Below are 15,576 nucleotides of genomic sequence, written 5' to 3' on the forward strand. Positions count from 1 at the left end.
TTATCTACTTCCTTTTTGATTATTTAATTGTACTGTAAATGGGACAACTACTGTTTCAAAGTCATTGCCACTTATTTTCAACTTTCCGCTCCCACATTTTCCTGTGGTTTTTACATACGTGCCCCCCATACCACCTTTTAAGCTCGTATGAGAAGGTCCTATCAAGCTAATCTCACCTACTGTTTCTAAGCAAATGGCTTCGCCGTAAAAGTTTAATACATTGCCATGCTCATCTACAGCACGAATGCGTACACTTGCTACATCATACGTTGTATCTTCAACTAATGCATTGTGATCTACATCTACTTCAAGTCTCACTTTAGTCATAGGCGCCCTCGTTACTGTACGTACTACCTTGCCATCTTTAATTGCTTCAAATCGGTAGCTTACAACTTCTTCGCCCCAGTTCCCAATGTATTTATTGTAAAGTTCCAGCCCTTCTTTAAATGTCATGCCATTACATATCATAAGTTTAAGTGCTCGCAGTTTCTCTTTTAGCGACAAATGACTCATTCCATATTTTGCCCCTGCAAGAAGTACCTTTTTAATCCCTTCACTTTTTCCCTTGCTGTACCCTTCTGCACTTTCCAGCTGACTGCCGATCCAATCATCTATGCAAATCGGTCCATGGGGCATATGTTTAAACGTTGTATCCTCACATAAGTATTCTTTCATAAATACATTATTTTTATAAACACGTATGCTCTCTGCATTGGTAAAAGCATATATCTCACCTAAAATACCGCCTGGCTGCTCCCCTATATTCATGCTACTACTTATTTCTAATACACTTGTTTCATCCTGCTGCGCTGCATAAACATAAGTGGCCATCTTAGGATTACGGAACATATCCATTACACCGTGATAACAAATGCGGTCTCCGCTACCGAAGTCTTGATGAGTATTGTAGTCAAACATACACCAGCCAAAACCACCTGCAATATCCGTTTCTTCATATAAGGTATCTAAAACCCTTGCATGCCTAAGTGCATGTTCAAGGCGATGCGCTTGTGCATCAAAGGCCTTTGTCGGATACATATGTCCATTATATTCTGAAACAAGATAAGGCGCCTTAGTATGGCTTGTCACAGAACGCTTTTTACTGAGTGCCTTATTATGCCCTTCATGAACAAAGTCATTATACGTATAGACATCTTCTAAAAGTTGACTTTTAGTATGGCACCTTACACCACCTGTTTGGCGACTTGGATCTAATTGATGGGCAATTTCATTGGTTTTCTTGTAAAACGCTTCATCATCTCTTGACTCATTAATACGTACGCCCCATAAAACAATGGATGGATGATTACGATATTGCTGTACCATTTCTCTAACATTTTCACAAGCTACTTCCTGCCAACTGCTATCACCTATATGCTGCCAGCCTGGCATCTCAGTAAAAACTAAAAGGCCTAACTCATCACACCTGTTAATAAAATCATGGGATTGCGGATAATGAGAAGTTCTAACCGCATTAACACCTAATTCATTTTTTAGGATATTGGCATCATTGATTTGTGGCATTTTTGGCATAGCATAACCAACATACGGATAACTTTGATGACGATTTAAGCCTCTTAACTTAACCTTTTTATCATTTAAATAAAACCCATCCTGCATGAATTTTGCTTCACGAAAACCAAATTTCACAGTATAAGTATCAAGTAAATGTATGCCTTTAAAAAGCTTTGTTTCTAAAACATATAAATTAGGATTTTCTATATCCCATAAAGCAACATCTGTAACCTTGTAAGCTAAAGTTTGTTCTTGATTTTCTAACAAGGTAGTTCCAAATTCAATCTTTTTACCTGTGGTACAAGATTTAATTTGTGAGATAACATATAACTCTTCTTCCCACTTGTTAAGAGCCACTTGTAGCTTTAATGTTTTTTCTTTCTCTAACACTTTCTCTGTCATAACAAAGATATCTTCAATATGTACCTTGTTTTTAACTTCCAAATAAACTTCACGATAAATGCCACCATAGGTTAAATAATCTACTACATGTCCAAAAGGAGGTATATTTAAACTTTCTCTGGTATCTAGCCTTACAACTAAGCTATTAGTCCCCTTAAAATTTAAATAAGCTGTAATATCTACTGTAAAAGCTGTATAACCACCTTGATGCACAATCACCTTATGCCCATTAATATAAACCTGCGCTTCATGTGCTGCGCCTTCAAAAGTTAAGTGGACAGCTTTTTCTCGCCATGCCTCATTTGCTTTAAAGTCTTTACGATAACCGCAAACTCCTTGATACTCTTTTTCATCAAAATAATGATACGTAAGTTCTTGATTCGTATGTGGGATTCTTACTTTTTCTAAAATATCTACATTAAAGTCTGCTTCTAATAGGCACTTTTCAAACACCTTCATAAAAGACCAGCCATTATTTAAATAAATACGTTCCATTTTTAATCTTTACTCCTATTTCTTCCTATAAGTCTTTTAAAAAATATGCTTATTTTAGCCAAAAGAAACTTATTTAACTTTTTCAGTTTCCTTGATTTTACCACTATTTTTATGTCAATTCAATTAATTTTTAAACAAATAAAAAGTGTTTTATTATACATATTGCACAATAAAACACTTTTTATTATCTATATATTATTCATTTTTGTCATTTATACACACCTATTACAGCTTCTCAGTTTCCATTAGGCTGTTACTGCTTCATCTTTACTTCCAATAATTGCTTCCACAGTTTCCTTAATAATGCTATACGCCTTATCACAATCCGCTTTCGTTGCAATAAGTGGTGGAACCATACGAATTGTATTTTTACCAATAGCCGTAATTAGTAATTTACGGTCAAAACAGCCATGTTTTACATCAAGGGCGATATCCTCATCAAATTCAACACCGACAAGTAAACCTTTGCCCCTTACTTCTTTGACATGTGGTAAATCTTGAAGTTTACTCATAAAATATTCTCCAACTTCTTCTGCATTACCTGCTAAATTACGGTTTAATAATTCTTTGATTTGTGCATAAGATGCTGCACAACAAACTGGATTACCACCATAGGTTGTGCCATGTGAACCAGGTGTAAAAGCTTTAGCCACCTCAGCATTTGCACAAATTGCTGCAATTGGCATACCACCACCCATAGCCTTTGCCATAGACACAATATCTGGTTTCACGCCATAGTGCATATATGCCATTGGTTTACCTGTACGACACCATCCTGTTTGCACCTCATCTAAAAGTAATAAAATTCCTTTCTCATCACAAAACTCACGAATTCCTTTCATAAATTCCATTGTTGCTGGATGAACACCGCCTTCACCTTGTACTGGTTCAAACATAATTGCAATTGTATTTTCATTACAAGCTGCTTTAAAAGCTTCAAGATCATTGTAATCTACATAGGTAAAGCCTGGCACCATAGGTTTAAAGCCAATTTGACAACCGTTATCTGGTTGACCCGTAGCAGACATTGAACCATATGTTCTACCATGAAAACTATTTTTAGCTGTTACAATATGATATTTATGAGGGCCATATTTTTCTACACCGTATTTTCTAGCCATCTTAATCATCGCTTCATTTGCTTCTGTTCCTGTGCTTTGATAAAAAATTTTATCCATGCCAATTGTTTCACAAATTAGTTTAGCAAGAAGTGCTTGTGGAATGGTATATGGATAGTTAAAAGTATGAATAATATCCTCTACTTGGTCTTTAATAGCGGCAACTACTTTTTCATTACAGTTCCCTGCACTATTTACTGCAATTCCACCATAAAAATCTAAGTAAGCTTCGCCTTTTTCATCGTAGAGATACATCCCTTCAGCTGTCTCAGCTATGAAATCAAATCTTTCATAAGTATCAATCATGTATTTGCTTACTAATTCTTTTACCTCTTGTGCTGTTAATCCTGTTTCTGATAATTTCATATTAATCTCCTCCAATAGTTTTATTTTTATTTAAATTTTAAAGTGCTTTGCGATATAAATCCTTAATCTCCTCTAATGTAAACTGCTTAGGATGAATAGCCATACTTACTGCTGAAACTTTTAAACAATTTTCTGCCATCCAATCAATATCTTTTTCTTCAATGCCCTGCGCCCCAAGCGTTGTTTCCAAGTCCAATGCCTTAAGCAGGTTACGAATTTGTAACACACAGTCCATTTCATCCTGTCCGCCAAGCTGTCTTGAAATCATTGCAAATTTCTCTGGTGCTGTCTTAATAGAGGCTTCATATATAATAGGAGTCAAAGCTGCAAGACCTTTGCCATGTACGATATCTTTCAGCCCACTCGCTGGATGTTCCATGCCATGCGCAGCTGTCACACCTGCAGTATTAATCACAATACCGCCTAATGTACTTGCCCAAGTCACCGCTTCAAAGGCTTCCTTATCTTCTGGGTTATTATAAACTGCCACTAAATAGTGCCCTAATAATTTCATCCCCTCAATTGCCATCATCGTCGTCATAGGTTGTGCATTTTTTGAAAGGTACGCCTCCATATTATGACATAAGGCATCAAATCCCACTGAAGCTAAAATTGACTTTGGCATTGTCATCATCAGCTCAGGATCAATAATGGATGCTTTTGCAACAATCGCATTACAGCGTAGCGATTTCTTATCCTTAGTCTCATCATCTGTCACAACAGCGAAGCAATTTCCTTCACTTCCTGTCCCACAGGTAGTTGGCACAAGTACTATGGGAAGTGCCACATCACTTGTTTTCTTGCCATAAATATAATCAAAGAGTTCACCTTCATTCTTTGCCATAAAGGCAATAGCCTTACTTGCATCCATAATGCTACCGCCCCCAAGCCCTACAACCACATCACAATCTTCAGCTTTTGCAACGCTTACGCCCTCAAGTACCGTAGACTTCAAAGGATTTTGACTGACTTGATCAAAAACCACAACTTCCACATCAGCTGCTTCAAGTAGTTTAATTGCCCGATTCAAAAGGCCTGTTTTCTTTGTACTGTTTCTTCCTGTTACAAGAAGTGCCTTCTTTCCATACTTGCTCACTTCTTCTCCCAACTCACCTACTCTTCCTGCCCCAAATAATAAGTTAATCGGTAAGTAATAATTAAACTTCATTCTAACTCCTCCTTCATTTGTTCTATCTATTTAAATTTTTAATGTGACTACTCACTCACTTCTGGCTCTACATAATAAACCATGCGATGTGCTCCAAATTCGCTGCCATATTTAGCCGTTGCATAAGAATATGAAATCGCACCAGCTACAATCCAAAGACCTACAATAATCCACTCTTCCATTACAAGAGCTGATGAAAAGCCTGGAATGACATATAACATAGCCATAAGCCCTGCCAAAATTACTGCTATAATACCAACTGCCTTACCATATCTCACTTTATAAGGTCTTGGCATCTCCGGCTCTTTATATCTTAAGACAACGAATGAAAGCGCAACGAGTACATAGGCGACAACTACACCAAAGCTTCCTGCATCTGTAAGCCATACCATCATAGCTCTTCCAAAGAATGGTGCCACACAAGAGATAATTCCAATCAGTAAAACTGCATTTGTAGGTGTCTTATATGTTGGATGAAGCTTCTTTAAAGGTGCTGGCAACATATGTGATTCAGCAAGTGCATAAATTGCTCTTGAACCGCCCATAAAGAATGAATTCCAGCTTGTTAAAATACCTGCCATCCCCCCTATAATAACTACATTCGCTGCAAGTTTTGAGTTACCGAAGGCTCTCATCATAGCATCAGCCGTTGTAAGTGTAGATGCTTCCATAGACGTTTTATCCATGACCATTGAAACTGCAATAATGATTAATACATACCAAACAACTGCCATTGCAATGGATAAAATCATAATTTTTCCTATCTTTTTAAAAGGTACATTAATTTCTTCTGCTGCTTGTGGAATCACATCAAATCCAACAAACATAAAAGGTGTCATAACGGCTACTTTTAAAATGCCGCCTATACCATTATGAAAAAGTGGTTCCATCGTCTCTACATCACCTGATAAAGCTGATCCTGCCACTAACGCAATTCCTATAGCTGCAATCCCCATTGTCAAAACAGTTTGAAGCACTGCAGCAGGTTTTGCCCCAAAAAAGTTAATTCCTGTAATAATAATAGAAGCAATAATCGCTACTGCAACCCAGCTTGCATAAACATCAAATCCTGCAATCGTATACATATAGCCTTTCAAAAAACCTGGGGCAATGTACTGAATAACCGTTGGAAAAGCACATGCCTCAAAGGCAACAACGCCAACATATCCCAAGATAATTGCCCAAGTACATATAAATGATCCATTCTTTCCAAGCGCTCTATAACTAAATACATGTTCTCCACCACACTGTGGCATTGCTGCTGTGAGTTCTGCATATGTTAAGCCTACGAATAATACCATGATGCCACCGATTGCAAAAGCAATCATTGCACCAATTGTGCCAGCTCCTAGAATCCAATCTCCAGCCATTACAACCCAGCCCCAGCCAATCATAGCGCCAAATGCAATAGCAAAAATATCTTTCTTACTTAAAACGCGGTCAAATTTTGATTCTCCCATTAAAATTCCTCCTTTTGTTTTAATAACTTGAAATCATTGTTATTTGCTTTTTATTTGTAACGCCTTTGTTTCCAAATAAATTAAAAAAGGCGCTTCAGAGAGATTCTCTGAAACGCCTTTGTTCCACTTAAAAATAGCTAATATTTATTTGATACATACACTATAGCACTCATGCGTTATAGTGTCAATAACTTAATTTATTAAATTTATTTTATTTTCATTTTTATTGTATATTTTTCACATTAAACTCATGTGCATCATATGATTTATTAATTTTAATATCGTTATTAGTTCTAAGCTTCCGTATACATATCGTGCACTATAACGCACATTTAAACCCAAAAGAAAAGTACATTTAAACCCAAAAGAAAAGTACATTTAAACCCAAAAGAAAAGTACATTTAACACAAGCTGCTCCTTCGTAGCATTACGATAAATATGTGCCATATCTGTATTTATACGTACAGCATCTGGCGCTTCTATAATGACGTTCCCCTCTTCTGTCTCTAAACAAAGTTTTCCCTTAACCACCGTAATATACTCAATAGTCTTTTCGCCATGTGCACCGCTTTCATAAGCTTTACCCGGTGCGATCTCTATAGTATATACCTCAAAATTCCGTCTTGCTTCATAAGGGAAGTAACAATACACACTATACTGATCCTTCTCTTCCTTAACAGGTACTAACTCTTCTTTTTTGACTGTAAAAATGGGCAAACTCGGTTCCCCTACCAAATCATCAAAGGTCACTCTTAACCCACTTACGATTTTCCCAAGTATACTAATGGTAGGATTAGACTCTCCTCTTTCTATTTGACCTAGCATACTTTTACTTACCCCAGTTTGTTCTGCTACCATCTCTAAACTCATTTTTTTAGCCTTGCGAATACGTTTTAAATTCACCGCTACATTATGGCTTAAGTAATCCATGCTTAAAATCTCCTTTATTCCCACAGATGTTTATTGGCATTCATTTTATACCCCTATTGTAGCATACTGCTTTTATCATGCCTACTAAGCCTTATATACTCTGCATTTATTTTATATATTTTCAATAATTGCAGCTTCAAAAATCTCAAATCCTGCTTCTAATTGGGCATCTGTAATCACAAGTGGCGCAAGAAAACGTACGACATTTCCATAAATACCTGCATTTTCAATAAGCAATCCTTTTTGAGCACAGCTTCCTATCAGTTTACTTACAAATTCAGGGTAAGGCGTCTTACTTTGTTTGTCTTTTACAAACTCAATGCCAATCATGGCACCTAGTCCGCGGACATCCCCTACCACTTCATATTTGTCTTTCCACGTATTAAATCTCTCAAAACATTTCTTGCCAATCTCCTGCGCACGTTCTTCTAAATGATCTCCTTCAATGACTTTAAGTACCTCAAGCCCAGCTGCACAAGCCAAAGCATTTCCACCATAAGTTCCGCCTATAACGCCACCAGGTACACCATCCATTATTTCACGGCTTGCAATAACCGCACTAAGTGGTACACCACCAGCAATAGATTTAGCTGTTGCAATCATATCTGGTGCGCAGCCTGCTTCCTCCCAATATTTAGAGGCAAAAATTTTACCCGTACGACAGAAACCAGTTTGTACTTCATCTGCTATAAGCAAAATCCCATACTGATCGCAAATAGCACGTACAGCTTTGACCCATTCAATAGGTGCAGGAATAAATCCACCTTCACCTTGTAATGGTTCCACAACAATAGCTGCCACATATTCTGCAGGTGAGCAGTTTTCAAAGACCATTTCTAAGCTTTGTACATAATAATCAATAGCTGTCTGTTCACTCATACCTACTGGTTTACGATATAAATAAGGATATTCTGCCCGGTATACCCCCTCTGGAAAAGGTCCCATGCCTACAGCATAAGCTTTTTTAGCTGTCATAGCCATAGTCAGCATAGTACGTCCATGAAAAGCGCCAGAAAATACGATAATATTAGGTCGTTTCGTATAACCCTTGGCAATCTTAACTGCATTTTCATCAGCTTCTGCCCCACTATTGGCAAACATGACTTTTTTCTCATCTCCTCTAATAGGTGCTACAGCTGCCAATTTCTCAGCAAGTGCCACATAACCTTCATGGGTTACAATATTAAACATTCCATGGAAATAGCGATCTGCTTGTGCTTTTACTGCTGCCACTAAATCTGGATGCGTGTGCCCTACATTTAAAACACCTACACCCCCAATCCAATCTAAGAAAATGTTACCATCTACATCTTCTATCATTGCCCCTTCTGCCCGACTCATCACACAAGGATACACACATTTTATTGCATCTGGCACTATATTTTTTCTTCTCTCAATCATTTCAGCCGCTTTAGGACCTGGTAATACTGCTGTTTTAATTTCTGGCAATGCTTCTCTTAACATCTTAAATCCCTCCATTTATGTTCCTAATTATAATAATTATTTTTTGCATAAATAAAGGCGCTTGCAACTTTGCAAACGCCTTTGTTTTTATGAGTCTATTATAATATAACTTTGTCCTTTTACAATATCCAATCAGCCCAACCTATCAGTCGCTTAATTGTGCTAGCTGACTACTGCACTTCTTTTCTTAAGGCATATAAATCATAAATGTATAATGCCGTTTGCACGTTAAAACATTCCTCGCTTATTTCTAACTGTAACTGTAAAATTTCCTTAATCCGGCTCATGCGGTGATTTACTGTATTACGATGCACAAATAATTCTTTTGCCACACGGCTTACACTGCCATCATATTTTAAATATAGACGCAGCGTTTCTATTAGGTCCATCTGATGGATCTGGTCATATATTACCAAAGGTGCCAAATACCGCTCATAGTATCTTTTAAGCACCGCCTCCTGAGACACCGACATTAGGATCTGATACATTCCCATTTCTTCGAAAACTGTTACCTTTTCTTCAAAATACATCCCCTTTTGAAGGGCAGCTCTAGCATTCTTTAAGCTATACATTAAAAGCTGCAAATTTTCTGCCTTACTTCCTATCCCCACATATATTGTTCCCTGCCCGTTTATTTCTTCACATCTGCTTTGCAGCTTATAGGCTAATGACTTAAGGAGCTGTTCTTCTTCTGCTGCAACAATCAACAGGTAATCTCCCTCATATTCTAGCAGACAATAACACGGTACCTTTCGCATCATATATCCAATAGCTTCATTTAAACTTTCATCTGCTACTGCTATGCCATGTAACAATACGCAGTAATAGCTTTGCACCTCTAAAAATCCATTTTGCTCCAATACATTTTTATAGGCACGCATCATATCCGGATGCTCCAAAATTACATGAAAAGCTTCTGAAAGCTCCTGACTTATTCGTTCACTTTGATCAATGCGTTTATAGTAATCCCGGGAAAGTTCCATAATATGTACTTCCCATGGCATTTCAAACAAAGGCAGCTTCTGCAGCTCACAATACTGTCTTACTGGCAAAGAAGCACTTTCTATGTACTTACCTATATTTAAAATAAGTCCACAACATCTTTTTTCTTTAAGCGCCTTAAGAAGCTGTAATAACGCCTCATCCTGCTGAAAAATAAAACCTGTTGTAATAATAAGCTCGCCGCCTTTTAAAAACTCAATATCCTCCAAACTTTCCATACGATAAACCCAGTTTATCATACGCTCTAGTCCAGCTTCTCCTGCTACAAGCTCAAGCTGATACTTTTGCTTTGTCTCCAAGTAAACCTGTTTTAAGCTAATTGCCACGCACTAAAGCCTCCTCTAGAAATTCTCCCAAAATAAGGCTACTCACTAAATGAGGCTTCTTTATAGAAATTAACATCTTATTCTCACCCTTTATACATTTATTTTCACACTAATTGCTGATTTAAGTATGCCTCCATCTCTTTACACTAGTCTAACAGATTGCTACACTAATAATAATCTTGCAACAATCATGCACTTCATCCCATACCACATAATCTTCTATAGTTGGAACGTTCCTCTGTTTAATAATTTTCTTATCGATTAATTCCTCATGAATATACTGCCACGTTTTCCACAAGATTCCTTCAGAAATTTTACCTTCCGCAGTAACCTCAATCCACTTGCTTGCTGGATAAGCATAAAAATCATATCCTTCAATCTTATGGGCTGCCTCAAACCCTACCATATTATCGTTATAACCCTTTTCATCAAACCCAAAACATAAACCTAATGTCACCTTCCCCCTTCCTGCAATTTCTTCCATTTTTGCTATACTACCATTATTCTTCACTATAGCCCATACCCCACCAGGTTGCTCAGTTAACTTTCTGATTCCTACTACGTTAAATGCTTCTTTGAAAACAGTCCTATACCCCATATTTACCTCCATAACACGCTACTTACTGCTTATCTGCTATCACTTTACATGCCTTGTCATAATCCGTCTTATGTACATACACATAATACAGATATCTCGACTCAACTTTTTCATCCAAGCCTTTCAAAATACCTCCCACTCCTGGTTGTACTCGTGAGTTATGCCTACTGACTGCCTTACATTGATACTTAATCGCATGTTGACTCAGTATACTTCGAATATCACTACATCTTTCCATAGAATATCCCATATATACTTCTCTTCTATTCCAAAATGTAATTATTGTCATCACCTTCTATTTATAGGATAGGATGCAATCTGTTTATAACCCTCCGCCCTAAAATTATGATATATCTTTTTAATTATCCTACTCTCTTTTTGAATTGTCTATACTTTCTTTATCCTTAATTTTAATTCCTTTCACGATTTTCTTTTTATTTATATCTCATTTTTATCTAACTTAGAGAGAAACCAACTAAAAACTTAAAATATACATGTACGTAAATTGTTTTCTCCCAATGATTTCACATGACTAAAAATCATGAATAACTAAAATTTATAAATGTGAAATCTATAGAGAAACCAACTAAAAACTTGAAATATACATGTACGTAAGTTGTTTTCTCTCAATGATTTCACATGACTAAAGAGTACGAATAACTAAATTTTATAAATGTGAAATCTATATATGCGCTTTAAAGTTCAAACTATTTATATTTATCTATAAACTACTATTTATACACGTCGATAATAATTATAAAGCATTTAAAATTATGTATTGATAAAGGGGTTTTTCTTATGGACTATTATTCATCTAATTATTCTCGAACAAATAAACTTGTTTTAACATTAGTCTCTCTTATTAACATTGTTTTACCTTTAGGAAACTTTATTGAAGTATTTAACGGAAAGAAACCTTTTATTGTGGCCTTTATCTGTCTGATTCTCACACTTATTAATCTAGGTATGCTTTTTTATCTTTATCATAAAGATCCTAATTCGACTTTATTTAAAGAAGTTAGCTTTTGGGCATTCTTAGTTGTTTATATCTTTTCTCTCTTTTCAACACACAGCACGGGTGTATATATCTACATAGTACCTCATATTTTCTTATACTTCTTATACTTTGATGGAAAATTCATAAAAAGAGTTGTTTCTATTGTCTATGCCCTAAATGTGATACGTGTATTTTGGCTTATTGTCTTTATTAAACAATCTGCACCTAACTATATTACTGATTATTTAGTGCAACTTTTTTCAATGCTTGTACTCTGCCTCATTGCCTATTTAGGCACCAATATTGCTAATCAAATGAATAACGAAAAAATTAAGGCCATTGAATCAAGTCGCCAACAGCAAACAGAGATTTTAAATAGGGTTCTAGAATTAGGTCGTGTATTAGATACGCAATCACAAGAAGTGTATACTGTTGTTTCTAATCTTGAACAATCAAGTAATGTTTTAGCTACTACAATGAATGATATCGCTATCGGCATTGAAACGACTACTCAAAATATCCAAACACAAAGTCAATTAACACAAGATATTCAACATATTATCGTAGATACCTCTAATGCCTCTAAAATAATGACACAAATTTCTTTAAATACAATTCATGCAATCAATAAGGGGAAAGAAATCATTGAAGAACTTGCCAAGCAAACTGTTACTATGAATACAAATAGTGATACAGTATACAATTCAATGCTTGCCCTACAAGAAAAAACACTAGAAATCGAGCGCATCACTTCTGCTATTACAGATATTGCAAATCAAACAAATATACTTTCGCTCAATGCAGCTATTGAAAGTGCCCGCGCAGGAGAAGCAGGCAAAGGCTTTGCTGTTGTGGCAGACGAAGTTCGCAGCCTCTCTACTCAAACAAGTGCCTCAGCTAGTACCATTACTACGATTCTCCATGACCTTCAACTCATGGTGGAAGCTTCCGTGACTGCTATGAAAGACTTTAGAACAACAAACGTTACTCAAAACCAGCTCATTCAAAATACAGCAGCAATCTTTAACAAAACTATTACAAGTATCAATGAAGTTAATCACAACATTGAGCTCGTGTCCGATAAAATCCAAGCTCTTCTTACTTCCAATGACCAAATTGTAAGTAGCATCGAAGAAATTTCTTCAACCAGTGCAACTAACCTTGCAAATATCGAACAAAGCTACACAGCTACTGAAACTAACAATGCACAAATTACACAAACTAAATCTATTGCTCAAACACTTCTACAAACCTCTGAACAAATCAAAAAATACCTCTAAGGGCACAACAAAAAGGATTCAAATTAAATGAAAGATTTATGCTTTCTTCAATTTGAATCCTTTTTATAATTATTTAAATTGTTTTTATCACCACAGCTGATGTGCAACTATTTTTATTGTGTTCACTAACCCTATTCTTTACTTTTTTATACTCACTTACATTAACGCCTGTCCATAAAGCAAATGCTCTAAAAAAAGAGTTTATATCTTGATAACCCAGTAAATAAGCAATATCTTCACTACTTAAATCTGTGTTTTTTAAATAATGTTTTGCAAGTAGTTCTCTTGTATGATTTAACTGCTGTTGAAATGTGGTGTTTTCTTCCTTCAACTTGCGCTGTAATGTTCGCCGACTTAGTCCAAGTTTATGTGCTATATACTCAATACTACTTTCTCCTCCTGCTAACGCCTCCATTAAAGCACTCCTCACTCTTGAAGAAACAGAAGTATCTATTGCCACTTCACTAAGACGTTTTTTCAATTCAGGTTCAAAGTACTCCCACATAGAATCATTCCTAGTTATAAAAGGAATCATCATATCATGTCTTGAGAAGGATATGATATTTTTTGATCCAACCTTAAAATTAGTTTTTAGAAATTCAGCATATACAGAGTTCTTCATCTTTTGCTTTACCATCACTTGTACTGGTATAATGTCTTTCTTAGTCGCACTACGAATAAGATGCACAAGAAAAATAAATTCTGTTCCTACTAAAATTTCTGGTAGCTCTAGTGAATGATTTTCAGAAGCGATTTCTACTGATATAGTTTCCCCAACTTCCTTTACATCAAAAACAACGGTTCCAATCAATGCTTTATATTGTGCTAGTCTTTGAATACAGGTTAATCCATTTTTACTGCAGTATGCTGCAAATACTGGTGGATAAAAGGCCACTATGTTTTCTGCTGTGGCAAGTTTTAATGGTAGATCATCCGCTAATGATAATTCATCAATCGCTTTCATAAAACGATAATATTCCTTATCCGTTATTGTTGGTGTTTTATGACTGAATAAATCATTGGGTAACTCTGCCTTTTTTAGAACCTCCTCAGAAGATATTCCAACAGTACCCAATAGTTCTGCATATTTCCTATCAATGATTAATCGTGACACTCAAACGCTCCTCTCCGTTCATAACTTTTTCTGATAGTCTAAAAACCGTTTGATATCATATTGTTACGCTTGTTACTCTACTTTTATACTGCAAAACCAATTTTTTTATCTTAACCTAAACTTGTTCTATATCAGTATTTAGTCTCCAATTAGATAAACATTTTTACAACCTTATCATAAACTCTATCTCCAAATAGATTCTTCATTAATACCATAGGTTTAGCCATAAAGCCAACAAGATAACGTGTTTTTGGTCTCTTAACTGTAACTGCCTTTCGAATGGTCTTAGCTATTACTGTTGGACTTGAAAGGTGCATTCCAGTATAGTTTCTTACGATTCCATCAGCTACCTTATTTGCTGCTTCTTCATATGCACCACCTTTTGATACTTCTCTTAAATGATTGGCTGCAATAAAACCCCAATCTGTTTTTATTCCACCTGGCTCTACTACGATAACATCAATACCAAATGGCTCCAGTTCCAATCTCAAGCAATCTGAGAAACCTTCTACAGCAAATTTTGTTGCATGATACCATCCGCCAAATCGTGTCCAAATTTTTCCGCCCATTGAAGATACATTAACGATCTTTCCATACCTACGTTCTCTCATCCCAGGTAATACTAGCTGGATTATTCTCGCAAGCCCAAATACATTTACATCAAATTGTCTTTGCGCTTCTTGCATAGGTACATCCTCAATAGCACCATATGAACCATATCCAGCGCAATTAACAAGTACATCAATATGTTTTTCTTTTTGCAGAATCTCATTTATACATTGTTTCATAGACTCTTCACTTGTCACATCTAAAGCAACTGGATAAATCCCATTTTCTAACAATCCTTGCATCTTTTCTATTCTTCTCGCACCTGCATATACCGTAAATCCATTCTTACTAAGTTCAAGAGCCGTTTCCTTTCCAATACCACTTGATGCACCCGTAACTACAGCAATCTTTTTCTCCATATCAATAACCTCCATATGCCTTTACTTATTAGCTGATTATTATTATAGAGTTTTATTCTTTTTTTTGAACATCATTTCGTGCCACTGAATCTGCAATTTATGCCATACATTTTGAATACATCAAAGCTTTTTATAATACCTTAAGAAGCCATAGCCATTGTGACTATATGCCCCCTAATGACTTAAAAAAATTATATAAAAAACTTCAAAAAAAGATAAATTAAATTCTCTATCTGTTATAAAATCTTTATCCTTTCTTTGGACTTTAAGCTGTCTAATTTTAGTCCCTGAAAGAAAATTTTTGTAAGCGTACAATACTCAGACGTATTGTTAAAATAAGATAGCCGTACTAAAATTAGATATATTTACTCTA

12 protein-coding genes are annotated in these 15,576 nt (G+C 35.9%); 1 reads left to right on the forward strand and 11 read right to left on the reverse strand.

Translation table 11 applies throughout. From position 1 onward, the window contains the following. The 9 genes from AC1VAQ_RS01755 to AC1VAQ_RS01795 form a co-directional block, all read right to left on the reverse strand. The gene (locus AC1VAQ_RS01755; protein ID WP_302598217.1) at positions 1-2,412 is read right to left on the reverse strand and encodes a glycoside hydrolase family 2 protein; all 2,412 of its coding nucleotides are present in this window, start codon (positions 2,410-2,412) and stop codon (positions 1-3) included. 245 nt (positions 2,413-2,657) lie between these two features. Next, on the reverse strand, positions 2,658-3,896 hold the full coding sequence (locus AC1VAQ_RS01760; protein WP_302598220.1) for an aspartate aminotransferase family protein: 1,239 nt from the start codon (positions 3,894-3,896) through the stop codon (positions 2,658-2,660). A gap of 37 nt (positions 3,897-3,933) precedes the next feature. Continuing rightward, positions 3,934-5,064, reverse strand: coding sequence for an iron-containing alcohol dehydrogenase (locus tag AC1VAQ_RS01765; protein WP_303243720.1), 1,131 nt, complete (start codon positions 5,062-5,064; stop codon positions 3,934-3,936). A 47-nt stretch (positions 5,065-5,111) separates the two neighbouring features. Further along, complete coding sequence (locus tag AC1VAQ_RS01770) at positions 5,112-6,524, reverse strand: APC family permease (RefSeq protein WP_302599622.1); 1,413 nt, start codon at positions 6,522-6,524, stop codon at positions 5,112-5,114. A gap of 378 nt (positions 6,525-6,902) precedes the next feature. Then, positions 6,903-7,454: a helix-turn-helix domain-containing protein gene (locus tag AC1VAQ_RS01775; protein ID WP_302599621.1), complete on the reverse strand. Its 552-nt coding sequence runs from the start codon at positions 7,452-7,454 to the stop codon at positions 6,903-6,905. 111 nt (positions 7,455-7,565) lie between these two features. Beyond that, the gene (locus tag AC1VAQ_RS01780) at positions 7,566-8,918 is read right to left on the reverse strand and encodes an aspartate aminotransferase family protein (protein WP_302599620.1); all 1,353 of its coding nucleotides are present in this window, start codon (positions 8,916-8,918) and stop codon (positions 7,566-7,568) included. Between the two features lie 170 nt (positions 8,919-9,088). Beyond that, positions 9,089-10,246, reverse strand: coding sequence for a PucR family transcriptional regulator (locus tag AC1VAQ_RS01785; protein ID WP_302599619.1), 1,158 nt, complete (start codon positions 10,244-10,246; stop codon positions 9,089-9,091). Positions 10,247-10,397: 151 nt separating this feature from the next. Then, positions 10,398-10,844, reverse strand: a complete 447-nt coding sequence (locus tag AC1VAQ_RS01790; RefSeq protein WP_302599618.1) for a GyrI-like domain-containing protein — start codon at positions 10,842-10,844, stop codon at positions 10,398-10,400. A 22-nt stretch (positions 10,845-10,866) separates the two neighbouring features. Next, positions 10,867-11,082 carry a hypothetical protein gene (locus tag AC1VAQ_RS01795; protein WP_479903422.1) on the reverse strand — a complete coding sequence of 72 codons (216 nt, stop codon included), beginning with the start codon at positions 11,080-11,082 and terminating at the stop codon, positions 10,867-10,869. 560 nt (positions 11,083-11,642) lie between these two features. On the opposite strand from AC1VAQ_RS01795, the gene AC1VAQ_RS01800 reads away from it, so the two are divergent. Then, a complete protein-coding gene (locus AC1VAQ_RS01800; RefSeq protein ID WP_302599616.1) occupies positions 11,643-13,121 on the forward strand; it encodes a methyl-accepting chemotaxis protein in 1,479 nt (492 codons plus the stop codon). A 73-nt stretch (positions 13,122-13,194) separates the two neighbouring features. Here the strand turns inward: AC1VAQ_RS01800 and AC1VAQ_RS01805 are convergent, their stop codons facing one another. Together AC1VAQ_RS01805 and AC1VAQ_RS01810 are read right to left on the reverse strand one after the other, a co-directional pair. Beyond that, positions 13,195-14,235, reverse strand: coding sequence for a helix-turn-helix domain-containing protein (locus AC1VAQ_RS01805; RefSeq protein WP_302599615.1), 1,041 nt, complete (start codon positions 14,233-14,235; stop codon positions 13,195-13,197). Between the two features lie 149 nt (positions 14,236-14,384). After that, a complete protein-coding gene (locus AC1VAQ_RS01810) occupies positions 14,385-15,203 on the reverse strand; it encodes an oxidoreductase (RefSeq protein ID WP_302599614.1) in 819 nt (272 codons plus the stop codon). Between the last annotated feature and the right edge of the window lie 373 nt (positions 15,204-15,576).

The sequence above is a fragment of the Cellulosilyticum sp. genome (genome assembly GCF_982396655.1).